This window comes from Roseicyclus sediminis, assembly GCF_025515305.1.
GTDB lineage: Bacteria > Pseudomonadota > Alphaproteobacteria > Rhodobacterales > Rhodobacteraceae > Roseibacterium > Roseibacterium sediminis.
On the sequence record NZ_JAOPHT010000001.1, the window covers coordinates 431,284 to 453,208 of the forward strand.

A 21,925-nucleotide genomic window follows, 5' to 3' on the forward strand; every position below is an offset into this window, starting at 1 on the left:
CGGCGTTCAGATACCGGAGAATAGGGGTAAGGCGCGTCCGCGCGCGGCGCAAGGGTCTGAGGTCGCTCCGGCTCAGCCGTTCTGCTTCAGAAGGCGCTGCTTCTGCCGGTTCCAGTCGCGCTGGGCCGAGGTCTCGCGCTTGTCCGAGACATTCTTGCCCTTCGCGACGCCGATCTTCATCTTCGCCACGCCCTTGTCGTTGAAGTAAAGGACGAGCGGCACAAGCGTCATGCCCTGCCGCTGGGTCGCGTTCCAGAGCCTGGACAATTCCTTTTTCGAGGCCAGCAGCTTGCGCCGCCGCTTTTCCTCGTGGCCCCAGGTCTTGGCCTGGACGTACGGGGCGATGTAGCTGTTCACGAGCCACAACTCTCCGCCCTCGACCGCGGCATAGCTTTCGGCGATGTTCGCCTGCCCTTGGCGGAGCGACTTCACCTCGGACCCCATCAGGATGATTCCGACCTCGAGATCGTCCTCGATGGTATAGTCGAACCGCGCGCGCCGGTTCTCGGCGACGACCTTGTAGTTGGGATTGTCTTTCGGCTTGGCCATGGGGGCGTGATATAGGCGCTCAGCCTTCGGGCCGCCAGTGGGGCGGAACATCGACGGTCGGGATCCACGGCTTGATGTCCAGAACCGGCGTGCCATCGAAGGCATCCGTCGCGTCGATGCCGATGATGCCGGCCTCGCGGTCGAGCGAGGTGATGACGACGGTCCCGAGCGCGATGGGGTTGGGCCTGACCGGCGAGCGCAGGGCAAACACGCCCCGCGGGCCGTCAGTGTGGCGGGGGCTCTGCACGATCAGGTCGCGCTGCCCGCGATCGACCCAGTAAAGCATCTGGATCGCCTGCCCCTCGCTCAGCCCGAGAAGGCCCGGCACGAACTCGGGCAGAAGCTCGATCCGCGCGGCTCTTCCGGTCTCGCGAGCCGCACGCAGGTTCTTCGGCGCCGTCCCCTTGCCCCACGGCGAGCGGACATGTCCGATCACGCAAAGCGCCGCCTCGGCCCGCGCGCCCGGGTCGAAGCCGAGCGAGACCTCGCCCGGCCGGGCGTCCTTGTCAGTCGAGGATGCCGGCATGGCGCATCGCCGCCTGGATCTTCTGCTTGGTGGTGTCCTCGAGCCCGGTCAGCGGCAGGCGCACCTCGTCCGAGACACGGCCCAGCACCGACAGCCCGTATTTCGCGCCCGCGACGCCCGGCTCGGCGAAGATCGCCTCGTGGAGCGGCATGAGCCGGTCCTGGTAGTCGAGCGCCTTGGCATAGTCGCCAGCGAGCGTCGCCTCCTGCATCTCGGCGCAGAGGCGCGGCGCGACGTTGGCGGTGACGCTGATGCAGCCGACACCGCCCTGCGCATTGAACCCGACCGCCGTGGCGTCCTCGCCCGAGAGCTGGACGAAGTCCTTGCCGCAGGCGATCCGCTGCTTCGGAACGCGGCTGAGGTCGCCGGTCGCGTCCTTGACGCCGACGATGTTCGGCAGCTTCGCAAGCTCGCCCATGGTGGCCGGGATCATGTCGATCACCGAGCGGGGCGGGATGTTGTAGATGATGATCGGGATGCCGATCTCGTTCAGCGCGCTGAAATGGGCGATCAGGCCCTTCTGCGTCGGCTTGTTGTAGTAGGGCGTCACGACGAGGGCCGCTTCGGCACCGACGGCCTTCGCGTGCTCGACGAAGCGGACCGCCTCGACCGTGTTGTTCGATCCGGCGCCGGCGATCACCGGCACGCGGCCCGCGGCGGCGGAGACGACAGCCTCGATGACCTTCTCGTGTTCGTCATGGGTCAGCGTCGGGCTTTCGCCCGTCGTTCCCACCGGCACGATCCCGTGGGAGCCTTCGGCGATCTGCCACTCGACCAGCGATTTCAAGGCATCGTAATCCACTTCGCCATTGGCAAACGGAGTGACGAGCGCGGGCATCGAACCTTTGAACATCGTGGTCGGGTCTTTCCAACTTGGGCGAAACGTGGCGCGGACCCTACTCCCGCCCCGCAGGATTGCCAAGTTCGTGAGTTGCCAGCCGCGACTGCCGCGATATCCTGTGGATCCGCAATGGATGCCGGAGGGCTCGATGCGTCGACTGTTGCTTGCGATCTGCCTCGTTCTGCCACCCGTGCCCGCGTTTGCCGACGCCGACGCGCTCGGCCTCGCGCTGCGCGCGCTGGCACAAGGCGACACCGATCTCGCCGCGGAGGCGGCGGGTCGGCTCGACGACCCGGTCGCGCGCGACATCGTCGAATGGACGCGCCTGCGCCGGGGTGGCGCGGACTTTGCCGACTACACCAGTTTTCTCGAGCGCAATCCCGACTGGCCCGGGATGCCCTACCTGCGGGCCCGCGGCGAGCCGTCGATCCCCCGCGGCGCTGACCCCGCCCGCATCATCGCCTATTTCGGCGACGAGGAACCGCGCACGGGACTGGGGGCCCTCGCGCTGGCCGAGGCGCTCCTCGCCCGCGGGAACACGGAGGCGGCGAACGCCGTGGCGGTGGCGGCATGGACCGGCCTCACCATGTCGGGCGACGAGGCCTCGGCGCTCAGGACCGGGTTCCAGTCGCTGCTGAACGAGGGCGACTATCACGAACAACGGCTCGACCACCTGCTGTGGGAAGGTGCCGAAGACCGGGCCCGCGCCATGTTCCCGCTCGTGCCCGAGGGCTGGCACGCGCTGGCCGAAGCGCGGCTTGCGCTCCGCGAGCGGCGTCCGGGCGTCGATGCGGCCATCGAGGCGGTGCCGGCCGCGCTCCGCGACGATCCGGGCCTCGCCTTCGAGCGCTTCATCTGGCGCATCCGGTCGGGCTACTGGGACAGCGCCGGAGAGCTTCTGGCAGAACGTTCCACCTCGGCCGAGGCGCTTGGCCGACCCGCCGCATGGGCCGACCGGCGCGCCGATCTCGCCCGCGACGTGATGCGCGAAGGGCAGTTCGGCACCTGCTACGACTATGCCGCGAACCACTTCCTGCCGCGCGGCGCGGACGACAGCGCCTATGCCGAGCTGGAGTGGATCGCGGGCTACTGCGCCTTCCGGCTCGGCCGCCACGAAACCGCGCTGGGGCATTTCCGGTCCTTCACCGACACGGTCGCCAGCCCCATTTCCATGGGCCGCGCGGGCTACTGGCTCGGCCGGACGCACGAGGCCATGGGCAACGCGACCGCAGCTGCCGAGGCCTACGCGCTCGGCGCGGAATACCAGTCGAGCTTCTATGGCCAGCTCGCCGCCGAGCGGGGCGGACTGCCGATGGACCCCGCCTTCCTCGCCGAGGAGGACTACGGCCCCTGGCGCAGCGCGTCCTTCACCTCGTCCGAGGTCTTCCATGCCGCGCTTCTGCTCTACGAAGCCGGGGAGGAAGATCTTGCCGAACGCTTCCTCACGCACCTCACCGAAACGCTGTCGCGCGCCGAGGCCGGGATGCTCGGTGACTTCGCGCTGGAGCTCGGGAACCCGCATATCGCCCTCGGCATCGCCAAGCGGGCGGCGCAGAACGGTTACGAGATCATGCGCGCCTATTACCCCGTCACCGACCTCGCCGAAGGCGACTGGCCCATCGACGCCGCGTTCGCGCTGTCGATCGCGCGGCGGGAGTCCGAGTTCAATCCCTCCGTCGTCAGCCACGCGGGCGCCATGGGCCTGATGCAGGTGATGCCCGGAACCGGGCGGGACACGGCCGCGGAACTCGGCATTGCCTATGACGAGGGGCGCGTCCTGTCCGATCCCGACTACAACGCGCGCCTCGCCACCGCCTATATCGCGGGTCTGAACGAACGGTTCGGCGGCAACGTGGTTCTCGTGTCCGCCGGCTACAACGCCGGGCCGCGCCGCGCCTCGGAATGGATCGAACGCTTCGGCGATCCCCGGCGCGAGGACGAGGATACGATCGTCTACTGGATCGAGGCGATCCCCTTCACCGAGACGCGGAATTACATCATGCGCGTGACCGAAAGCCTCGCCATCTACGAGGCGCAGCTGACCGGGAACTTGCCGGAGGTCGGGCTGGCCGAGCGGCTTCTGCGTTAACCGCCCTGCGCCTTCACCCGCGCCCGCCACAGGGTGAACAGGCCCGCCGACACGACGATCGCCGCGCCCGTGGCGACGTTCCATTCCAGCGTCTCGCCGAACACGACCATCCCCAGCCCCGCCGCGAACGGCAGCTGGAAATAGGCGAAGGGCTGCACGAGGCTCGCCTCCGCGACCGAGTAGGTCTTTATCAGGAGCCAGTGGCCCGTCGCGCCCGTGACACAGAGCGCCGCCATCCACAGCCAGTCGCCCCCGGTCATCGGCTCCCAGTACCAGACGCCGACCGCCGTCATCACCACCGCGCCCACGGTTCCGGTCCAGAAAAAGCTGGTCTCGGCGCTGTCCTTGCGTGCCGCGTAGCGGGTCAGAAGACCGTAGAGCGCGAACATGAACGCCGAGGTCAGTGGCACGAGCGCCTCGATCTCGAAGACGCGAAGGCCGGGCTGGAGAATGACGAGAACACCGACGAAGCCCACTCCGATCGCCGCCCAGCGCCGCCACCCGACGCTTTCTCCGAGGATCGGCCCCGAGAGCGCCGCGATCAGCAGCGGGTAGACCGCGAAGACCGCGTGGCTCTCGACAAGACCGAGAAGCGTGAAGCCCAGAACCATGACGCAGATCTCGATGGCGAGAAGCGCGCCACGCCCGATCTGCAGAAGCGGCTGATCGGTGCGCGCGACCCGGGCGAGACCGCCCCGGCTGCGCGACGCGATGGCGATGACGAAGGCGGCGAAGAACCAGTAGCGGATCATCACCACCATCAGGACGTTATATTCCCCGGCAAGGTAACGGCTGATCCCGTCCTGCATGGCGAAGACGAAGGTCGTCGCGATCATCAGGAGGATGCCGAGGCGGGCGTTCTGCTCGGTCATTTCAGGCGCCCCGCCGTCATGTGCCGCTTGCGTCCATAGCCCGGAACGCGCTCGACGATGAAACCCGCCTCGGCCAGCGCGCGGCGTACGGACCCGGCGGCAGAATAGGTCGCGCAGGTCCCTTCGGGCACGGTGTGGCGGGCCACGGATCGCAACAGGTCCGGCTCCCAGAGTTCGGGGTTCCGCGCCGGCGCGAAGCCGTCGAGAAACCAGGCATCGGCCTTGCCCTCCCAACAAGAGAGTGTGTCCCGCGCATCGCCGAAAACGATACTTAGGGTTATCCCTAAGTTATCCACAGGACCGGATCCACCCAGTGCGGAGAGGATCATCGGCGCGAAGGGTTCGGCCTCGGGAAACTGCGCCAGCGCATCGGCCGCGTCGCGCGGCGCCATCGGATAGGCCTCGAAGCTCGTGAAGCGGAGCGTGCCATCCACGCCCGCCGCCCGCCAGGCCAGCGCGGCCGCGACGAAATTCAGGCCGGTTCCGAAGCCGAGTTCCCCGATGTGGAACCCGTCGGCGAACCGCGCGGGCAGGTCGTTTCCACCAAGAAAGACATGGCGCGACTCCGACAGCCCGTCCTCCAGCGAATAGAACGGGTCGTCGAAACGGGCCGACACCGGCACGCCGCCCCGCCACTCAAGCGGATGCGCCTCGGACGACTGGTTATCGCTCATGGGCTGGTCTAGGTCTCGGGGGCCGGTTCAATGGCGCGACCCTCTTCCAGACCGCGGGGACTTGCAATGCACATCGTCGTCCGTGGCGCCGGGATCTTCGGGCTGAGCATCGCCTGGGCCTGCGTCGAGCGCGGCGAACGGGTGAGCGTCGTCGACCCCCATGGTCCCGGCGCCGGGGCCTCCGGCGGGCTCGTTGGCGCGTTGGCCCCGCATGTGCCGGAAGCCTGGAACACCAAGAAGGCGCTGCAGTTCGAGAGCCTCGCCATGGCCGAGGGGTTCTGGGCAGGTGTCGGGGCGGCAACGGGCCTCGATCCGCTCTATGCCCGCGCAGGCCGCATCCAGCCACTCGCCGACGCCGATGCGGTGGACCGCGCGCGGGAACGCGCGGCTTCGGCGCACGACCTCTGGCAGGGGCGCTATCGCTGGGAGATTCTGCCGGCCGACACCTTCCCCGGCCTTGTCGACAGCCCCACGGGCCTCGTCGTGCACGACACGCTGTCCGCCCGGCTGCATCCGCGCCAGGCGCTGGCCGCACTGGTGCGGGCGCTGGCGGCGAAAGGGGTGTCGGTGACGGCGGATGCCCCGAAGGGCGATACCGTGATCCACGCGACGGGCGTCGCCGGTCTGTGGGAGCTCAACGGCATCGCGGGCAACCGCATCGTCGGCGCGGGCGTGAAGGGGCAGGCGGCGACGCTCGCCCGCGACCTCGGCCCCGTGCCGCAGGTCTACGCCGACGGGCTCCACATCGTGCCACATGGCGATGGGACCGTGGCCATCGGCTCCACCTCCGAGCGGGAATGGGACGATCCCGCCAGCACCGACGAGAAACTCGACGAGGTGATCGCCGCCGCGCGCGCAGCTTGCCCCGCCTTGCGCGACGCCCCCGTGATCGAACGATGGGCGGGCCTGCGGCCGCGCGCCCGCTCCCGCGCGCCGATGCTGGGCCGCCACCCTCTCCATGACGGCGAATTCATCGCCAATGGCGGCTTCAAGATCGGCTTCGGGATGGCGCCACTCGTGGCGAAGCTCATGGCCGATCTCGTGATCGCCGGCATCGATGCGATCCCGCCCGAGTTCCGGCCGGAGGCAAGCCTCGCCTAAAGCTTCGCGGCCGCGCGCAGATCCGCCATGAGCTCTTGCAGCGCGGCGAGGTTGCGGTCGTTGATCAGACGCCCTTCCGCGTCGAATTGCTCCGACGCGAGGCCGACCAGAACCTCGGGCCCCGGAAGGACATTGGCCCGGAACGGCATCATGCACAGCCGGAGCGAGAACTGCGTCCGCTCGCCCCCGGCGCGCCCGCCTGCCGCCGACATGATCGCCACCGGCTTGCCGCGCCACGGCCCGCCCTTCGTCCGGCTGACCCAGTCGAGCGCGTTCTTCAGAACACCGGACAGCGCCTTGTTGTATTCCGGCCCGGCGATCACGACGGCATCGGCCGACGCGATCTGATCGGCCAGCATCTGCACCGCGGCGGGAATACCCTCCGCGTCCTCGAGGTCGCCATCATAGAGCGGCAGGCGCAGATCGGCATCCACGAACTCCGCCGGATCGAAGAGCCGCGCGGCCTCCAGCATCAGCTTGCGGTTGTAGGACCCCTTCCGCAGCGAGCCGCGGATCCCAAGTAGCCTTCCGCTCGACATCACCCCTGCCTCCTGACAAAAACCTTTTCGCGGATTTAAGGCGGGAGGCGGCGGTGACCATCAAACACGGCGGAAAAATCCTGGCCGACAGGCTGGCGCTGCACGGGGTGGACCGGGTCTTCTCGGTGCCGGGCGAAAGCTTCCTCGCCGCGCTGGACGGGCTTTTCGACCACGACATCCAGAACGTCGTCTGCCGGCAGGAAGGCGGCGCCGCGATGATGGCCGAGGCCGATGCCAAGCTGACCGGGCGACCCGGCGTGCTGTTCGTCACGCGCGGTCCGGGGGCGACGAATGCAAGTTCCGGCCTCCACGTCGCCATGCACGACGCGACACCCTTGGTCGTCTTCGTCGGGCAGGTGCCGCTGCGCCACCGCGACCGGGACGCGTTCCAGGAGGTGGACTACCGCGCGTTCTTCGGGCCGCTGGTGAAGTGGGTGGCCGAGGTCGAGCGCACCGATCGCCTCGCCGAGTACATCGACCGGGCATTCCTGATGGCGCAGAGCGGGCGGCCGGGGCCGGTGGTTGTGGCGCTGCCCGAGGACGTGCTGTCGGACGAGACCGAGGCGCCCGGCGAGATCGTCGCGCAGCCCGCCGGGACCGGCGTGGACGACGACGCCATCGCGCGGATTACGGCGATCATGCAGGTGGCGGAGCGGCCCATGATCCTGCTCGGCGGCTCCCGGTGGGGAAGCGAAGACGCCATGCGGGCCGGTGACTTAGCCAAGCGCCTCGGCGCGCCGCTCGCGGTGACCTTCCGGCGGCAGGATTACGTGGACAACGACCACCCCAACTACGCCGGGGACCTTGGCGTGGGGATGAACCCGGCGCTGGGAAAACGCCTGTCGCAGGCCGACGCGATCCTCCTTTTGGGCGCGGAACTGAACGACATCACGACGCGCGAATTCGAACTGCTCGACCGCGATGCGCCGCCGACGATCGTGCAGGTCTCGTCCGATCCCGACGGCGCTTCGCGAGTCTATCCCGCGCACTTCGCGCTGGCCGCCGACCCGCGCAAGGTGCTGGCGCGCCTTGTCGCCGCCCTGCCGGACACCGCGGCCCCCGACCGGGGCGCATTGGCCGCACGGGCCGACTACGAGGCATGGCAGACACCGCAGGAAACCCCCGGCGGGGTGAAGCTGGAACAGGTGATCCTGTGGCTGCGCGACAACGCGGACCCCGAGACCATTGTCACCAATGGCGCGGGGAACTACGCTGCCTTTCTCCACCGCTACTACCGGTTCCGCCGCAAGGGGACGCAGCTTGCTCCGACCTCCGGCTCCATGGGCTATGGTCTGCCCGCAGCCGTCGCCGCGAAGCTGCGTCACCCGGAGCGGACCGTCGTCTGCCTCGCCGGGGACGGCTGCCTGCAAATGACGATGCAGGAGCTTTCGACGGCCCGGCAGCACGGCGCGGACATCATCGTCGTCATCGCCAACAACGGGCGCTACGGCACGATCCGGATGCACCAGGAGAACCACTATCCCGGCCGCGTCTCGGGGACCGAGTTGTTCAACCCGGACTACGTGCAGCTTGCCTCGGCCTATGGCGGCACCGGGCACCGGGTGACGGAGACCGCGCAGTTCGCCGAGGCCTTCGGGACGGCCCGGAAGGGCGGCCTCCACCTGATCGAGTTGGTGCTCGATCCGCGGATGCTCAGCACCACCAAGTCGCTCTGAGCCCTTCCGTTCAGTCGCGGTAGCCGACCAGCGCGACCTCGCCCGACGCAAGGTCGATCACGTAACTGCGCCGTGCGTCCGGATCGTTTTCGGGCCAGGACCCGCGGGTCTGGAGCAGGACGACGTCGCCATCCACCGCGACCGGGCCAAGCGGAGGCGGCCGCGTGTTGCCCACGTCGTAGAGATCTGAAAGGCCCGGAAAGTCGTCGACCTGCCGTTCGACCTCCAGCACCGTCCGCGCCTCCTGCGAAGGATCGAGGATCGCGATGGCAAGCCGGTCCGTGCCCCAGTTGCGCCCGAACACGATCAGCCTGTCGCGCACCGGGTCGTAAAGCATGCCGTCGGCGTCCCAACCGTCCATGCTGCGCAGGACGCTCCAGCGTCCCGTCTCGGGGTCGAGCGCATAGAGAAAACCCTCGCCCCCGACCGTAATGCCGTAGAACAGGCCGCGCCGCGTGTCGATCGCGGCGCCGGTCGGCGACCCGATCTCCGGCACGTCGAGCGTCACGTCGAATCGACGGACCGCGCCGCCCTCGGTCAGCGCGAATCCCTCGTCGTCGAAAATCAGCTCCTCCCCTTTCCGCGCGTCCATCGCCGCACGCAGCGCCGGGGTCAGCCGTTCGGGACGGACAGCGTCGGCGAGGTAGTCGAGCCGCATCGCCGGGATCGGCCCCGAAGCCGGATCGATGGCGAAGCCCTGTTCGGGCGCGCGATAGGACGCCGTGACGCTTGTCAGCGGCGGCAGGTCCGTCCGGGTGGCGAGATGCGTCACGAGTTCGCGGAAGGGCCGGCCATCGACGTTGCGGGGGTCGGGCATGTCCGGGTCACGGCGCAAGACTTCGGTTGGCGCGCCATTCACGAGAACCTCGGAACGTTCCGGCCGATACCCCGCGAGGACGATCTCGCGCAGCACGGTCGCGGGCGACACGTCGACGAACCAGCGGACCGGCCCGTAATCGGCGAGGATCAGGGTGACCTCCGCACCGGGGCGGTCGACCCGCAGCCGCGCCTCGGGGCCGTGGATGCGCGCGCCGGTCCGTTCGTTGCCCTCGTAGATGCCGACGTAGTGCGTTTCGGGCTCCGCCGAGGCAACGGCCGGGGCGAGAAACGACAGGACAATGGCCAGGATGGAACGGCGCATGGCGGCCTCCTTTGAACGCGTACGACAGCGGGAGGGTGTATCTGCGCAACTTGGCGGGAAGACGGCAGGCGCGGGGCACGCGCGGCGGCCCGTCGACACGTCGCGGAGACTTGGATTCCGCGCGACGGCATTGTATCTGCGCGGCGTGATGAACGGGATTTTCGACATCTGCGATCGGGATCGCCTGCCCTGGCGGTTCTTCGGGGCGCGACTGTCCCGCCTCGGCGGGCGGTAGGCCGGTGCCGACGGCACCACGCGGATCGCCCACGAGACCCCGAAGGATAACCTGACATGACCGGCAAGACACTCTACGACAAGATCTGGGACGCACACCTCGTCCACGCGGCCGAGGACGGCACCAGCCTTCTCTACATAGACCGCCACCTCGTCCACGAGGTCACGAGTCCGCAGGCCTTCGAAGGGCTTCGCATGGCCGGGCGGTCGGTTCGCGCGCCCGACAAGACGATCGCGGTTCCGGACCACAACGTGCCGACCACGGCAGGCCGCGAGAATCCTGAGAACATGACCGAGGACAGCCGCATCCAGGTGGCGGCCCTCGACAAGAACGCGCGGGATTTCGGCATCCACTACTACCCGGTCTCCGACGTCCGGCAGGGCATCGTCCACATCGTCGGGCCCGAACAGGGCTGGACGCTGCCCGGCATGACCGTGGTCTGCGGCGACAGCCATACCGCGACCCATGGCGCCTTCGGCGCGCTGGCGCATGGCATCGGCACGTCCGAGGTGGAGCACGTGCTGGCCACCCAGACGCTGATCCAGAAGAAGTCGAAGAACATGAAGGTGGAGATCACCGGGAAGCTCGGCCCCGGCGTTACCGCCAAGGACATCACCCTTTCCGTCATCGGCCATACCGGCACGGCGGGCGGCACCGGTTACGTCATCGAGTATTGCGGCGAGGCGATCCGCTCGCTCTCCATGGAGGGGCGGATGACCGTCTGCAACATGGCGATCGAGGGTGGCGCGCGCGCGGGCCTGATCGCGCCGGACGAGACTACGTTCGACTACGTCAAGGGCCGCCCCCACGCGCCGAAAGGTGCGCAGTGGGAGGCCGCGTTGGCCTGGTGGAAGACGCTCTATTCCGACGATGACGCCCATTGGGACAAGGTCGTCACGATCCGGGGCGAGGACATCGCGCCGGTGGTGACCTGGGGCACCTCGCCCGAGGATGTTCTGCCGATCACCGCGACCGTCCCCGCACCCGAGGATTTCGCTGGCGGCAAGGTCTCGGCGGCGAAACGGTCGCTGGAGTACATGGGCCTCCTGCCCGGCACGCCGCTGAAGGACATCGAGATCGACACGGTCTTCATCGGCTCCTGCACCAACGGGCGGATCGAGGACCTTCGGGCCGCCGCCGCGATCCTAAAGGGCAAGAAGATCAAGGACGGCATCCGCGCCATGGTCGTCCCCGGCTCGGGCCTCGTGCGCGCCCAGGCCGAGGAGGAGGGGCTCGCCGACATCTTCAAGGAAGCCGGCTTCGAATGGCGGCTCGCAGGCTGTTCCATGTGCCTTGCGATGAACCCCGACCAGCTGAGCCCCGGGGAACGCTGCGCGGCGACGTCGAACCGGAACTTCGAGGGCCGGCAGGGACGCGGCGGACGCACCCACCTGATGAGCCCGGCCATGGCCGCCGCCGCCGCGGTGACGGGCCGGCTCACCGACGTGCGCGAGATGATGTGACCCGCGTGGCCAGGCTTTTTCAAAAGCCTGGCCACGCCCTTCCAAGGGCGTTGCCAGTCCCTTGCAAGGGACTGGCCCGGAGTTTTGCAAAACTCCGGCCGCTCAGCGCAGCAGCTTGCGCGCCACCGGGACCATTGCGACGCTGAGCGCCAGGCACCAGAGGCCCATCGCAAGACCCTGCTGGGGGAAATCGAGGCCGCGGTCGATCAGGACGCCGGTGATCCCCGGCCCGATCGCCGTCGACAGCACCATGAGCGCGGTGGCCATGGACCGCACCGCCCCGAGGTGCCGTGTTCCGTAGACCGCCGGCAAGAGCGTGCCCCAGGTGGTACCCGCCATCCCCTGCGTGATGCCGGTGACGCCCAGCGCGGCGATCCAGCCCAGAGGAGTCTCCGCCGCGCCGATCAGGATGATCCCCGCCGCCATCGGCAGAACCATCACGGGCAGGATCCGCGCCGGCCCGAAGCGGTCGGCCGCCCATCCCGCGAGAAAGGCGGTCGAGACCGTGGCGGCGGCGTAGGCCGGATACCCCGGCGCCATGGCCTGCAGGGTCCAGCCCTTCACCTCCGAGACATGGACCTGGTGAAAGAAGATCACCGTGCCGATGAACCCCGGCGTCAGCAGGAGCGGGATCAGCGCCCAGAACAACCAGTGGCGCAGCACCTCCGCCCGGCCCCAGTGGCGACCATCCATGCCCGGGGCGCCTTCGCCGCCGGCGGATCCCTGCGGCGCGCGGTTCCGCGCCAGCAAAACGAGCAGCGCCGGCAGGATCGCCAGCGCGATCACCGCGGCCACCACCCCCCAGGAGGCGCGCCAGCCGATCGCCGCCATCAGCAGGACCGCCGGCAGCGGCAGGAGCACCTCGCCCAGCGGGTAGCCGAGGTTGGTCAGCGCGATCGCCCTGCCCCGGGTCGCCACGAACCAGCGCGCCATGGCCGTCATCTTGATATGGCTGAACATGCCCTGCCCGCAGAACCGCAGGAGGAACACCGAGATCCCGAGGGTCCAGATCGACGTCCCGAGCGCCATCAGCGCCGCGGCGCCCGCGAAGGCCGCGGCGACCAAGGGGGCCAGCCGGGACAGCGGGACCGTGTCCGCCCATGATCCCCGTCCGAGCAGAAGCGCCGCCGATCCGAGTGTGGCGAGCGTGTAGAGGAGGCCCCAGTCCCCGTCGCTCAGCCCGTATTCGGCCCGGATCTCGCCGGCAAAGAGGGAAATGAAATACGTCTGCCCGAAGGACGAGCCGAACGCGAGAAGCAGGCCCGTGGCGAGCCATCGCCGGTTCTCGGCCAGAAAGCGGAACATGTCGGAATGCCGTCAGAGCAGGGTGCGTTCCACCACCCAATAGGCCCCGATCGCGGCAATGGCCAGCGAAGCCGGAATGGCGATGACCCGGCGATACCAGGACCGCGAGAGGAACCACCCGGTCAACGCCAGCGCCATGCCGATCACGGCCAGCTGGCCGATCTCCACCCCGATGTTGAATCCCACGAGCGCGGCGGCGAAGCGGCCGCTTGCGATCCCGTAGTCGCCCAGCACGCTGGCGAAGCCCAGCCCGTGCAGAAGCCCGAAACAGAACACGAGGAGCGTGCGCCCCCGGATACTGCCGAACCCCAGCGTGTTCTCCACCCCGACATAGACGATGGTTGCGGCGATCAGGGGCTCGACCACGCTTGCCGGAACGGCGACGACACCCGTGGCGGCCAGCGCCAGCGTCAGCGTGTGCGCCAGCGTGAAGGCCGTGACCTGCCACAGAAGCGGGCCGGCCGTCGTGGCGAAGAAGTAGAGCCCCAGGACGAAGAGGATGTGGTCGAGCCCGAGCGGCACGATATGCTCGAACCCGGCACCGATGTAGCGCAGGAATACCGTCCCCGCGCCTTCGGTCAGCACTTCGGTGCGCGGCAGGGGCGGGGTCAGTTCGCCACCCGCGAGAAATCCCTCATAGGCATCGTCGCCGCCGCCGGTCTGGCGCGGGATGAACGTGCCCCAGCCGGGAGCGATGCCCATCTGCACGCCTTCGTCGCCCGGCGGAAGTTCCGCCATGACCGTGAGGATGGAATAGCGCGGCAGTTCCAGATCTCCGGGCGCGGGAATTTCCAGCGCGACGATCTCGGGTTCCAGCCGCCTGTCCCCCACCTGGATCGTCAGGCCCTGGGAGATGCGGGGCCACGCTTCCCTGAACGCGGCCTCGAGCGCGTCCCCGTCCATGGCGCGAAACCGGTCGTAGAGAACGGCCTCGGGCGCATCGTCCGTATCACCGACCGAAGAGAGGTCGATTCCGGCCAGAAGCGGCTCGAGCGCGATACGAAGCGACACGGTCGCCTGCGTCTGTGCAACCTCCACATCCGCGACGGTGGGGCGGATTTCATGGGCGCCCGCCGACCCAATCGTGACCGCCAAGGCCATTGACAGCAGCACCGATCGGCAACAGGAGGGGATTCGGAAGGGAAAGGACACGCTCGATGCTCCGTCTGGCTATGGCCGCAACCCTCGCCCTGTCGCTCGGGGTGGGCAAGGTCGCTGCGCACGAATTCTGGATTTCGCCCGAGGCCTATCGCTGGCCCGCGGACGCTTCGCTCGTCGCCGACCTCCGTGTCGGCGAGGAGTTCCGCGGCGTTCCGCAGAGCTTCATACCCCGGAATTTCGTCCGCTTCGAGATCCTCACTTCAGAAGGCCCGCTCGACGTCGACGGTCGGCTGGGCGACATTCCCGCCCTTTCCGCCGAGACCCTGCCCGAGGGCCTTGCGGTGATCGTGCACGAGACGACGGCACGCGCCCTGACATGGGACGAGTGGGACCGTTTCGAAGCCTTCGCGGGCCACAAGGGGCTGGGCGATGTGATGGCGATGCACGAAGCGCGGGGCCTCGACCGGATCGACGTGCGCGAGGACTACGTACGCTATGCCAAGTCGCTTGTGGCGATCGGCCATGGCCGCGGACAGGATAGCGTCGTCGGCCTGCGCACGGAGCTTGTCGCCTTGGCCAATCCATATGTCGATGATCTCGCCGGCGCGCTTCCCGTACAGCTTCTGCTCGACGGCGAGCCGCGTCGCATGGCCCAGGTCGAGGTGTTTTCGCGACCCGCCGGCGGCGGCGAGGCGGAGCTCGAGCTGTTTCAGACCGACGGAAACGGCATCGTCGTTCTGCCGGTCAATTCGGGAATGGAGTATCTGGTGAACGCGGTAACGCTGGAGCCGATGGAGCCGACGGACCCGGATGCGGACGCCGCGGGCTCGGAGGCCGAGGGCCCGGCGGAATGGCGCACGCTGTGGGCAAGCCTGACCTTCGAGGTGCCCGCACCCGAGACCACACCCTGACCGGCTTGCCCGTGGCGCGACGGCGCGCTATCGGGAAGACCGCAACCGAGGAGGCCGCGATGGACAAGTTCACCAGGCTCACAGGCGTCGCCGCGCCGCTGCCGCAGATCAACGTCGACACCGACATGATCATCCCCAAGCAGTTCCTGAAGACGATCCAGCGCTCGGGCCTCGGCAAGAACCTCTTCGACGAGATGCGGTACGACGACGACGGCAACGAGATCCCGGATTTCGTTCTGAACAAGCCCGCCTATCGCGAGGCGCAGATCCTTGTCGCCGGCGAGAACTTCGGCTGCGGGTCGTCGCGCGAACATGCGCCCTGGGCGCTTCTGGACTTTGGCATCCGCTGCGTGATCGCGCCGTCCTTCGCCGACATCTTCTTCAACAACTGCTTCAAGAACGGCATCCTGCCCATCGTCCTGCCGCAGGAGGACGTGGACAAGCTGATGGACGACGCCGAGCGCGGCGCCAATGCCGTGGTCACGGTCGATCTGGAAAGCCAGACGATCATGGGGCCCGATGGGGGCACGATCGCGTTCGAGGTTGATGCCTTCCGCAAGCACTGCCTTCTCAACGGGCTGGACGATATCGGCCTGACGCTGGAGAAGGCGGCGGCGATCGATGGTTTCGAGGCCGCGGCTGCACAGGCGCGTCCCTGGGTCTGAAGGCCCGCCCCAACTCCGGGAACTGATGCAATTGCAGCACAGTGTCGTGTTCAATCCGCGACGCTGTGGATAACCGCGCGCGAGCCACGCTTGCGCGGCCGGTCAAATCTGGGCAGTTTTGTGGCAAAAATCGGGCGTTGTTGGCGCCGTTTCGGTTCAATCATCGCAATTTTGCACCGAGCGGGACACGCAGCGGACCGATTCCATAACTAGGAAGTCGGAACAACCGGCTTCGAGATTGAGGTAGAGTGAGTGCTGACCCAGCTCGTAGGTGCATTGGCACGTGCGTTGATCGCGGTCATCGTGATCGCGACACCGTCGCTGCTGATCCCCGGGACCAGTCCCGAGGGCACGCAGGTGGTCACGCTGGTTGCGCTGGCCCTCGGCGTCTTTGTCGGCATGGAATATGCCGCAACCTATCCCGGACTGATCGAATTCCGTGACGCGCCGCCCTTCAACCGTGTGCGCATCCTGACGCTCTTCGTGACGCTTTTCCTGCTGAGCCTCGTCGCAAACGCCCAACCCGGGCAGGGATCGAGCCTCGCCATCATCGTCAACGCCTTCGGGATCCTGGTCGCATCCGCGCTCGATTTCCCGTTCAGCCCGGTGCAGATGATCGGCGCGCACCTGCCGCCGGGGCTCGAGCCCTTCATGGTCACCAAGATCAAGGGCATGGCCGGCATCGCGCTTCTGGTGATGCTGCTGTCGATCTTCATCTTCGGACTGCTGATCCGGTTGCACCAGTGGCCGAACCGCGGCAGTTCGTTCAACGTGTGGATCAACCTTCCCACCTTCGATCCGACCACGGGCGGCGACGTCGTGAAAAGGTTGCGGCGCGATTCGCTCGTTAACGTGATCTTAGGAGTTTTCGCGCCATTCGTGCTTCCGGTGGTGGCCGTCATCGCGGCCAACCATATCAACATCGCCGTGCTGTCCTCTCCGCACGCGATGGTCTGGGGGATCACGCTGTGGATGTTCATTCCGCTCAGCCTCCTGATGCGGGGACTGGCGATGGGGCGAATCGCCGACATGATCGGGCAGCGGCGCGCGCGGCTGACCGCCTCCCTGGGCTCCGATGGGCCCGGTTCGCCGGCCCTGTCGCGATAGCTGCGGCCCTTGCCGCGGCGCCGGTTGGCGCCGAGGCGCTGCGACTTGCCGTCTTCCACACGACACTGTCCCGGGACGGACCCGGCCTTTTGCTGCGCGACATCGTCTCGAGGGACGATCCGGCGGTGCTAGCCACGCGAGACCTGATCGCGGCGGCGGACGCGGACATCATCCTGCTGCTCGACATCGACCACGACGCGGGCCTTGCCGCGCTGACCGCCCTCGCCGAACTGCTCGATGATGCCGGCTCGCCCTATCCCCACAGGATCGCCCCCGCGCCGAACACCGGCCGTCCGACCGGCGTGGACCTCGACGGCGACGGTCGGACCTGGCGCGCCCGCGATGCGCAGGGCTTCGGCTATTTCACCGGCGACGGCGGGATGGCGCTCCTGTCGCGGTATCCGATCGGCACGGTTCGGGACTTCACCGCCCTGCCCTGGATCGCGCTTCCGGGCAACGCCGCAACCGACGTGACGCCGCCCGAGGCACTGGAGCTTCTTGCGCTGCACTCGGTCGGTGCGTGGGACGTCGAGGTCCTGACGCCGTCCGGGCCGTTCCACGTCCTCGCCAGCCACGCCTCGCCGCCCGTCTTCGACGGACCGGAGGACCGCAACGGCCTTCGCAACGCGGACGAGGTGCGGTTCTGGAACCTCTATCTCGGCGGCTGGGCACCCGAGGGGGCGCCCTTCAGGGGCGAGCATTTTGCGCTGATGGCCACGCTCAACCTCGATCCCGCGCGTGGCGAGGGTCGGCGCATGGCCCTCCGGGCCGTGCTGGACAATCCGCGCCTGCAGGATCCGGAACCCATGCGGCCTGGCGGGGGCCGCGAAACAGCCGACTGGCCCGATCCTGTCCCGGGCGACCTGCGCGTGGATTATATCCTGCCCGCCGCGGAGCTTTCGGTGGCAGGCGCCGGCGTCCTGTGGCCGGACGAGGCGCCCATGCTGGGCGTGTCGCGCGACCAGGCGGCCACGGCCTCGGATCACCGGCTGGTCTGGGTCGACCTCGACTTCTGAAGCAGGGGTTGGACGGCCGCACGCAGCGCGTCGTCCAGGGGCCGATGCGGCGGCGGGCCGATCAGCGCCGCCAGCGCCGAGCCGTCGATGCTGTGGGGACGATCCCAGAGGTAGCGCATTTCCAGAATTTGCTTCGCCTCGGGCCAGAACGGCCGGGCGAGCTGTATCGGCAGCCACGACATGCGCTTCAGGCGTATCGGCCGGTCCGTGACCCGCGCGATACCTTCGGCCAGTTGCCTTCCCGTGGCCGTGTGCCCCTCGAAGGTGAACTCGGAGAATGTCGGCAGGTCGTCCAGCCGCGCGGCGATCCCGGCCAGCGCCTGCGCGAGGTCGGGCAGGAAGGCCCAGGCATGGGCGATATCCGGCGAACCCGGATAGGTGAAGCGGCCCCGGTCGATCCCGGCGGCCAGGACCCGGTCGAACCAGTTTCCCGACGCCTCGGTGTCGAGGAAATCGCCCGCCCGCAGCACGAATGTCCTGACACCCGCGGCGCGGTAGGCATCTTCCAGCTCGCGGCGGATACGCCCAAGGGGGTGTGTGGCACCGTGCGGCGTGTCCGGAGACAGGACCGGCGGCAGGTCCTCACCGTAGACATAGACGTTGCCGGGAATCGCCACCGCGGCCCCGCTGTCCCGTGCCGCGGCGATCACGGCCGCCGTCAGGCCGGGCACTTCGGCCGCCCAGCGCGAATAGGGCGGGTTCCAGGCGTTCACGATCAGGGCTGCGCCATGCGCGGCGGTGGGCAGTTTGTCCCGCTGGCGGTCGAATCGCTGCACCTGCCAGCCGGTGGCTTCGAGGGCATGGGCGGCGGCACGGCCGAAGCGTCCGCTCGCACCGAGGATCAGGGCTTTCCGAGACATCACGTTTTCCTTTCAAAGGCGACGCACGGGTTCTGCCCCATTCATTTGCGACGGTATATTGCGATAATCCGGGAGTTAGATATTCATTATTGAATGGAAATTGCCCGCGATCTGGACTGGACCCTGCTGCGCACCCTTCTGGCGGTGGCCGAGGCGGGCTCGCTCTCGGGTGCGGCGCGGGTGCTGGGGCAGAGCCAGCCCACCATCGGCAGGCACATTCGCAGCGCCGAGGACAAGCTGGGCCAGCTGCTGTTTCAACGCCACGCCCGCGGCCTGAGGCCGACACCGTTCTGCGAGACGATCCTGCCCATGGCGCGCGACATGCGAAGTGCGGTGCAGCGCCTGTCGTTGCAGGTGGCAGGCACGTCGCAGACCGCGACGGGACGCGTGCGCCTTACGGCGTCGGTCTTCGTGACCGTGCACATCCTGCCCGATATCCTGTCCGGTTTGCAGCGGAGCCATCCGCAGATCGACGTCGACGTCATCGCCAGCGACACGACGGAGAACCTGCTGTTCCACGAAGCCGACATCGCGCTCCGGATGTACCGGCCGACGCAACTCGACATGGTCACACGTCATCTCGGTGACCTGCAGCTGGGGCTCTATGCCGCCGAAAGCTACCTTGCCCGGCATGGCGAACCGGCAACGGCCGAAGACCTGCGAACGCACCGGATGGTCGGCTTCGACCGCAACGAGCAGCTGTTGCGCGGCCTGCGCGACATGGGGTTCGACGTGACGCGCGACTGGTTCGCCACCTGCACCGACAACCAGGTCGCATACTGGAACTTCGTCGTCGCGGGCTGCGGGATCGGGGTGGGGCAGACCGTGGTGGCCGACCGCACGCCCGGGGTGCGGCGGATCCTTCACGACCTGGCCATGCCGGTGCTGCCGGTCTGGCTGACGGCGCATCCCGGTCTGCGCCACCAGCCCCGCATCGCCGCCGTCTGGGAGGCCCTCGATCGCAGCATCGCCCCCCTGCTTTCTTGACGCTTCCCGGGCTGCGGGATAGGCGGGGCGAAACACAGATCCAGAGGGACCATAACCATGACCGACCGCTCCTTGCTCATCCTTCCCGGCGACGGGATCGGCGCCGAAGTCATGGCCGAGGTGCGGAAGGTCATCGACTGGTTCGGCACTCAGGGCATCGCCTTCGACGTCAGCGAGGACCTCGTCGGCGGCGCGGCCTATGACGCGCACGGCACCCCCCTGACCGACGCCACGATGGCCAAGGCGCAGGAGGTGGACGCGGTCCTGCTCGGCGCGGTGGGCGGTCCGAAATACGATGTGCTCGATTTTTCGGTGAAGCCCGAGCGCGGCCTGCTGCGCCTGCGCAAGGAAATGGATCTCTATGCCAACCTGCGTCCGGCCCAGTGCTTCGATGCGCTTTCCGATTTCTCATCGCTCAAGAAGGACGTGGTGGCCGGTCTCGACATCATGATCATCCGCGAGCTGACCTCCGGCGTCTATTTCGGCGAGCCGCGCGGGATCATCAAGGAAGGCAACGAGCGCGTCGGCATCAACACGCAGCGCTACACCGAAAGCGAGATCGCCCGCGTCGCGCGCTCGGCCTTCGAGCTGGCGCGCAAGCGGTCCAACAAGGTCTGCTCGATGGAAAAGGCCAACGTGATGGAATCGGGCGTCCTGTGGCGCGAGGTGGTGCAGGAGGTGCACGACGCCGAGTATCCGGACGTGGAGCTCAGCCACATGTACGCCGATGCGGGCGCGATGCAGCTGACCCGCTGGCCGAAACAGTTCGACGTGATCGTGACCGACAACCTTTTCGGCGATCTCCTGTCGGACCTCGCCGCGATGCTGACCGGATCGCTCGGGATGCTTCCCTCGGCGTCCCTCGGCGCGCCGATGGCGAACGGGCGGCCGAAGGCGCTTTATGAACCCGTCCATGGCTCGGCCCCCGATATCGCGGGCCAGGGCAAGGCGAACCCGATCGCCTGCATCCTCTCGTTCGCGATGGCGCTGCGCTATTCCTTCGACCTCGGCGCCGAGGCCGACCGCCTGGAGAAGGCCGTCGAGGCCGTTCTGGCCGACGGTCTGCGCACCGCCGATCTTCTGGGCGAGGAAGGGATGACCCCGGTCTCGACCGCCGAGATGGGTGACGCCATCGTGGCGAAACTGGCGGCGGGCTGAACGCGCCGCGCGGGCCGGTAGGCACGCGCCGTGATCCCCGCTAGGCTGATCGCTATCCCGGACCCGAACGGACACGGCCCCGAGAACCATGGCATTCAGCGAAAACACCGGTCTGCGCGGCATCCTGTCGGCGCTTGCGGCCTTCGGGGTCTTCGCCACCCATGACGTGATCATCAAGTATCTAGGCGGCAGCTATTCGCCGTTCCAGATCGTGTTCTTCAGCGTGCTCTTCGGGTTCCCGATGGTCACGTTCCTGCTAATGAGCGATCCCGAACGCGGAAACCTGAGGCCGGTGCATCCATGGTGGACCGGAGTGCGGACGGCGATGGTCGTCGTCGCGGCCGGCACCGGCTTCTACGCGTTCAGCGCGCTGCCGCTGGCACAGGTCTACGCAATCCTCTTCGCCGCGCCGCTCCTCATCACGATCCTGTCCGTTCCAATCCTCGGCGAACGCGTGGGCATCCACCGCGCGCTTGCCGTCGTGGCGGGGCTGGGCGGCGTCATCGTGGTGCTGCAGCCGGGCACGACCGAGCTGACGGCAGGGCACATCGCGGCGCTCGTGGCGGCCGTCTGCGGCGCCTTCGCGTCGGTCATCATGCGCAAGATCGGGCGCGAGGAACGCTCGGTTGTCCTGATCCTCTATCCGATGATGGCCAATTGCGTGGTGATGGGCCTTGCGCTGCCCTTCGTTTACCAGCCGATGCCGGGGCAGGACATGCTGCTGCTTGCGGTTATCGCGGCGCTGGCGCTGGCGGCGACCCACCTGCTGATCTACGCCTACCGCGCGGCGGCGGCGGCGACGGTCGCCCCGATGCAGTATTCGCAGATCATCTGGGCCTCGGCCTTCGGCTTCTTCCTGTTCGACGAGGGGCTGTCGATGGCGACGCTTCTCGGCACGGCGATCATCGTCGCGTCGGGCCTCTACATCGTCTTCCGCGAGGATCGCGGCGGGAGGTCGACGACCACGCCCGTCCTGCGGACCCGTTCGCGCATCATCTCGCCCTCCGCGCCCCGGGTCTCATCGCTTCTCCGCGAAGCGCGCCGGGGGGCGCGCGGGCAAGGCGGGGCAGGCGGCCTCGAAACCGCCGATTGACGCTCTTGCCAAGCGG

At 68.2% G+C, this 21,925-nt stretch carries 21 protein-coding genes; 11 read left to right on the forward strand and 10 right to left on the reverse strand.

Annotated elements, in window-relative coordinates; translation table 11 throughout:
- Positions 1-72 precede the first annotated feature (72 nt).
- Genes smpB through dapA form a run of 3 tightly spaced genes read right to left on the reverse strand, consistent with a single transcriptional unit; the run spans position 73 to position 1,928 of the window.
- Positions 73-549, reverse strand: a complete 477-nt coding sequence (gene smpB, locus N8I71_RS02185) for an SsrA-binding protein SmpB (protein WP_262876275.1) — start codon at positions 547-549, stop codon at positions 73-75.
- A gap of 19 nt (positions 550-568) precedes the next feature.
- Complete coding sequence (gene tsaA, locus N8I71_RS02190; RefSeq protein ID WP_262876276.1) at positions 569-1,075, reverse strand: tRNA (N6-threonylcarbamoyladenosine(37)-N6)-methyltransferase TrmO; 507 nt, start codon at positions 1,073-1,075, stop codon at positions 569-571.
- Positions 1,056-1,928: a 4-hydroxy-tetrahydrodipicolinate synthase gene (dapA, locus tag N8I71_RS02195; protein ID WP_262876277.1), complete on the reverse strand. Its 873-nt coding sequence runs from the start codon at positions 1,926-1,928 to the stop codon at positions 1,056-1,058. The genes tsaA and dapA overlap by 20 nt, the downstream gene beginning before the upstream one ends.
- Positions 1,929-2,064: 136 nt before the next feature.
- On the opposite strand from dapA, the gene N8I71_RS02200 reads away from it, so the two are divergent.
- Positions 2,065-4,005: a lytic transglycosylase domain-containing protein gene (locus N8I71_RS02200; RefSeq protein ID WP_262876278.1), complete on the forward strand. Its 1,941-nt coding sequence runs from the start codon at positions 2,065-2,067 to the stop codon at positions 4,003-4,005.
- Here the strand turns inward: N8I71_RS02200 and N8I71_RS02205 are convergent.
- Both N8I71_RS02205 and mnmD read right to left on the reverse strand, forming a co-directional pair.
- The gene (locus tag N8I71_RS02205; RefSeq protein ID WP_262876279.1) at positions 4,002-4,877 is read right to left on the reverse strand and encodes a DMT family transporter; all 876 of its coding nucleotides are present in this window, start codon (positions 4,875-4,877) and stop codon (positions 4,002-4,004) included. The two genes, N8I71_RS02200 and N8I71_RS02205, sit on opposite strands and share 4 nt — an antisense overlap.
- A complete protein-coding gene (mnmD, locus tag N8I71_RS02210; RefSeq protein WP_262876280.1) occupies positions 4,874-5,551 on the reverse strand; it encodes a tRNA (5-methylaminomethyl-2-thiouridine)(34)-methyltransferase MnmD in 678 nt (225 codons plus the stop codon). The genes N8I71_RS02205 and mnmD overlap by 4 nt, the downstream gene beginning before the upstream one ends.
- Before the next feature lie 66 nt (positions 5,552-5,617).
- On the opposite strand from mnmD, the gene N8I71_RS02215 reads away from it, so the two are divergent.
- Complete coding sequence (locus N8I71_RS02215) at positions 5,618-6,652, forward strand: NAD(P)/FAD-dependent oxidoreductase (RefSeq protein WP_262876281.1); 1,035 nt, start codon at positions 5,618-5,620, stop codon at positions 6,650-6,652.
- On the opposite strand, the gene N8I71_RS02220 is transcribed toward N8I71_RS02215, so the two are convergent.
- A complete protein-coding gene (locus tag N8I71_RS02220; protein ID WP_262876282.1) occupies positions 6,649-7,191 on the reverse strand; it encodes an NADPH-dependent FMN reductase in 543 nt (180 codons plus the stop codon). The genes N8I71_RS02215 and N8I71_RS02220 overlap by 4 nt on opposite strands.
- A 59-nt stretch (positions 7,192-7,250) precedes the next feature.
- Here N8I71_RS02220 and N8I71_RS02225 point away from each other — a divergent pair, with 59 nt between their 5' ends.
- A complete protein-coding gene (locus N8I71_RS02225; RefSeq protein ID WP_262876357.1) occupies positions 7,251-8,867 on the forward strand; it encodes a thiamine pyrophosphate-binding protein in 1,617 nt (538 codons plus the stop codon).
- 10 nt (positions 8,868-8,877) lie between these two features.
- On the opposite strand, the gene N8I71_RS02230 is transcribed toward N8I71_RS02225, so the two are convergent.
- A complete protein-coding gene (locus tag N8I71_RS02230; protein ID WP_262876283.1) occupies positions 8,878-10,008 on the reverse strand; it encodes a hypothetical protein in 1,131 nt (376 codons plus the stop codon).
- Between the two features lie 291 nt (positions 10,009-10,299).
- On the opposite strand from N8I71_RS02230, the gene leuC reads away from it, so the two are divergent.
- On the forward strand, positions 10,300-11,706 hold the full coding sequence (gene leuC, locus N8I71_RS02235) for a 3-isopropylmalate dehydratase large subunit (protein WP_262876284.1): 1,407 nt from the start codon (positions 10,300-10,302) through the stop codon (positions 11,704-11,706).
- A gap of 102 nt (positions 11,707-11,808) precedes the next feature.
- Here the strand turns inward: leuC and N8I71_RS02240 are convergent, their stop codons facing one another.
- Complete coding sequence (locus tag N8I71_RS02240; protein WP_262876285.1) at positions 11,809-13,011, reverse strand: MFS transporter; 1,203 nt, start codon at positions 13,009-13,011, stop codon at positions 11,809-11,811.
- A gap of 12 nt (positions 13,012-13,023) precedes the next feature.
- On the reverse strand, positions 13,024-14,022 hold the full coding sequence (locus N8I71_RS02245; protein WP_262876286.1) for a HupE/UreJ family protein: 999 nt from the start codon (positions 14,020-14,022) through the stop codon (positions 13,024-13,026).
- Between the two features lie 146 nt (positions 14,023-14,168).
- Between N8I71_RS02245 and N8I71_RS02250 the strand changes: the two genes are divergently transcribed.
- The 4 genes from N8I71_RS02250 (at position 14,169) to N8I71_RS02265 (ending at position 17,811) form a co-directional block, all read left to right on the forward strand.
- Positions 14,169-15,023 (forward strand): DUF4198 domain-containing protein, encoded by an 855-nt coding sequence (locus N8I71_RS02250; RefSeq protein WP_262876287.1) that lies wholly within the window; start codon positions 14,169-14,171, stop codon positions 15,021-15,023.
- A gap of 59 nt (positions 15,024-15,082) precedes the next feature.
- The gene (gene leuD, locus N8I71_RS02255) at positions 15,083-15,688 is read left to right on the forward strand and encodes a 3-isopropylmalate dehydratase small subunit (RefSeq protein WP_262876288.1); all 606 of its coding nucleotides are present in this window, start codon (positions 15,083-15,085) and stop codon (positions 15,686-15,688) included.
- Between the two features lie 252 nt (positions 15,689-15,940).
- Positions 15,941-16,795, forward strand: a complete 855-nt coding sequence (locus N8I71_RS02260; protein WP_262876289.1) for a hypothetical protein — start codon at positions 15,941-15,943, stop codon at positions 16,793-16,795.
- Between the two features lie 125 nt (positions 16,796-16,920).
- Positions 16,921-17,811, forward strand: coding sequence for an endonuclease/exonuclease/phosphatase family protein (locus N8I71_RS02265; RefSeq protein ID WP_262876290.1), 891 nt, complete (start codon positions 16,921-16,923; stop codon positions 17,809-17,811).
- On the opposite strand, the gene N8I71_RS02270 is transcribed toward N8I71_RS02265, so the two are convergent.
- On the reverse strand, positions 17,778-18,671 hold the full coding sequence (locus N8I71_RS02270; protein WP_262876291.1) for a Rossmann-fold NAD(P)-binding domain-containing protein: 894 nt from the start codon (positions 18,669-18,671) through the stop codon (positions 17,778-17,780). The genes N8I71_RS02265 and N8I71_RS02270 overlap by 34 nt on opposite strands.
- Before the next feature lie 93 nt (positions 18,672-18,764).
- Here N8I71_RS02270 and N8I71_RS02275 point away from each other — a divergent pair, with 93 nt between their 5' ends.
- The 3 genes from N8I71_RS02275 to N8I71_RS02285 all read left to right on the forward strand — a co-directional run bounded on the left by N8I71_RS02275 (position 18,765) and on the right by N8I71_RS02285 (position 21,909).
- On the forward strand, positions 18,765-19,658 hold the full coding sequence (locus N8I71_RS02275; protein WP_262876292.1) for a LysR family transcriptional regulator: 894 nt from the start codon (positions 18,765-18,767) through the stop codon (positions 19,656-19,658).
- A gap of 57 nt (positions 19,659-19,715) precedes the next feature.
- A complete protein-coding gene (gene leuB, locus N8I71_RS02280; protein ID WP_262876293.1) occupies positions 19,716-20,816 on the forward strand; it encodes a 3-isopropylmalate dehydrogenase in 1,101 nt (366 codons plus the stop codon).
- Between the two features lie 88 nt (positions 20,817-20,904).
- Complete coding sequence (locus N8I71_RS02285; protein ID WP_262876294.1) at positions 20,905-21,909, forward strand: DMT family transporter; 1,005 nt, start codon at positions 20,905-20,907, stop codon at positions 21,907-21,909.
- The last annotated feature ends 16 nt before the right edge of the window (positions 21,910-21,925 follow it).

What these genes read in the sequence shown, in the direction of transcription:
- leuD (WP_262876288.1), top strand. Translation starts at nt 15,083, where the DNA reads ATGGACAAGTTCACCAGGCTCACAGGCGTCGCCGCGCCGCTGCCGCAG.
- N8I71_RS02285 (WP_262876294.1), top strand. Translation starts at nt 20,905, where the DNA reads ATGGCATTCAGCGAAAACACCGGTCTGCGCGGCATCCTGTCGGCGCTT.
- mnmD (WP_262876280.1), bottom strand. Translation starts at nt 5,551, where the DNA reads ATGAGCGATAACCAGTCGTCCGAGGCGCATCCGCTTGAGTGGCGGGGC.
- N8I71_RS02200 (WP_262876278.1), top strand. Translation starts at nt 2,065, where the DNA reads ATGCGTCGACTGTTGCTTGCGATCTGCCTCGTTCTGCCACCCGTGCCC.
- N8I71_RS02250 (WP_262876287.1), top strand. Translation starts at nt 14,169, where the DNA reads ATGCTCCGTCTGGCTATGGCCGCAACCCTCGCCCTGTCGCTCGGGGTG.
- N8I71_RS02220 (WP_262876282.1), bottom strand. Translation starts at nt 7,191, where the DNA reads ATGTCGAGCGGAAGGCTACTTGGGATCCGCGGCTCGCTGCGGAAGGGG.
- leuC (WP_262876284.1), top strand. Translation starts at nt 10,300, where the DNA reads ATGACCGGCAAGACACTCTACGACAAGATCTGGGACGCACACCTCGTC.
- smpB (WP_262876275.1), bottom strand. Translation starts at nt 549, where the DNA reads ATGGCCAAGCCGAAAGACAATCCCAACTACAAGGTCGTCGCCGAGAAC.
- dapA (WP_262876277.1), bottom strand. Translation starts at nt 1,928, where the DNA reads ATGTTCAAAGGTTCGATGCCCGCGCTCGTCACTCCGTTTGCCAATGGC.
- N8I71_RS02270 (WP_262876291.1), bottom strand. Translation starts at nt 18,671, where the DNA reads ATGTCTCGGAAAGCCCTGATCCTCGGTGCGAGCGGACGCTTCGGCCGT.
- N8I71_RS02240 (WP_262876285.1), bottom strand. Translation starts at nt 13,011, where the DNA reads ATGTTCCGCTTTCTGGCCGAGAACCGGCGATGGCTCGCCACGGGCCTG.
- N8I71_RS02230 (WP_262876283.1), bottom strand. Translation starts at nt 10,008, where the DNA reads ATGCGCCGTTCCATCCTGGCCATTGTCCTGTCGTTTCTCGCCCCGGCC.
- leuB (WP_262876293.1), top strand. Translation starts at nt 19,716, where the DNA reads ATGACCGACCGCTCCTTGCTCATCCTTCCCGGCGACGGGATCGGCGCC.
- N8I71_RS02275 (WP_262876292.1), top strand. Translation starts at nt 18,765, where the DNA reads ATGGAAATTGCCCGCGATCTGGACTGGACCCTGCTGCGCACCCTTCTG.
- N8I71_RS02215 (WP_262876281.1), top strand. Translation starts at nt 5,618, where the DNA reads ATGCACATCGTCGTCCGTGGCGCCGGGATCTTCGGGCTGAGCATCGCC.
- N8I71_RS02205 (WP_262876279.1), bottom strand. Translation starts at nt 4,877, where the DNA reads ATGACCGAGCAGAACGCCCGCCTCGGCATCCTCCTGATGATCGCGACG.
- tsaA (WP_262876276.1), bottom strand. Translation starts at nt 1,075, where the DNA reads ATGCCGGCATCCTCGACTGACAAGGACGCCCGGCCGGGCGAGGTCTCG.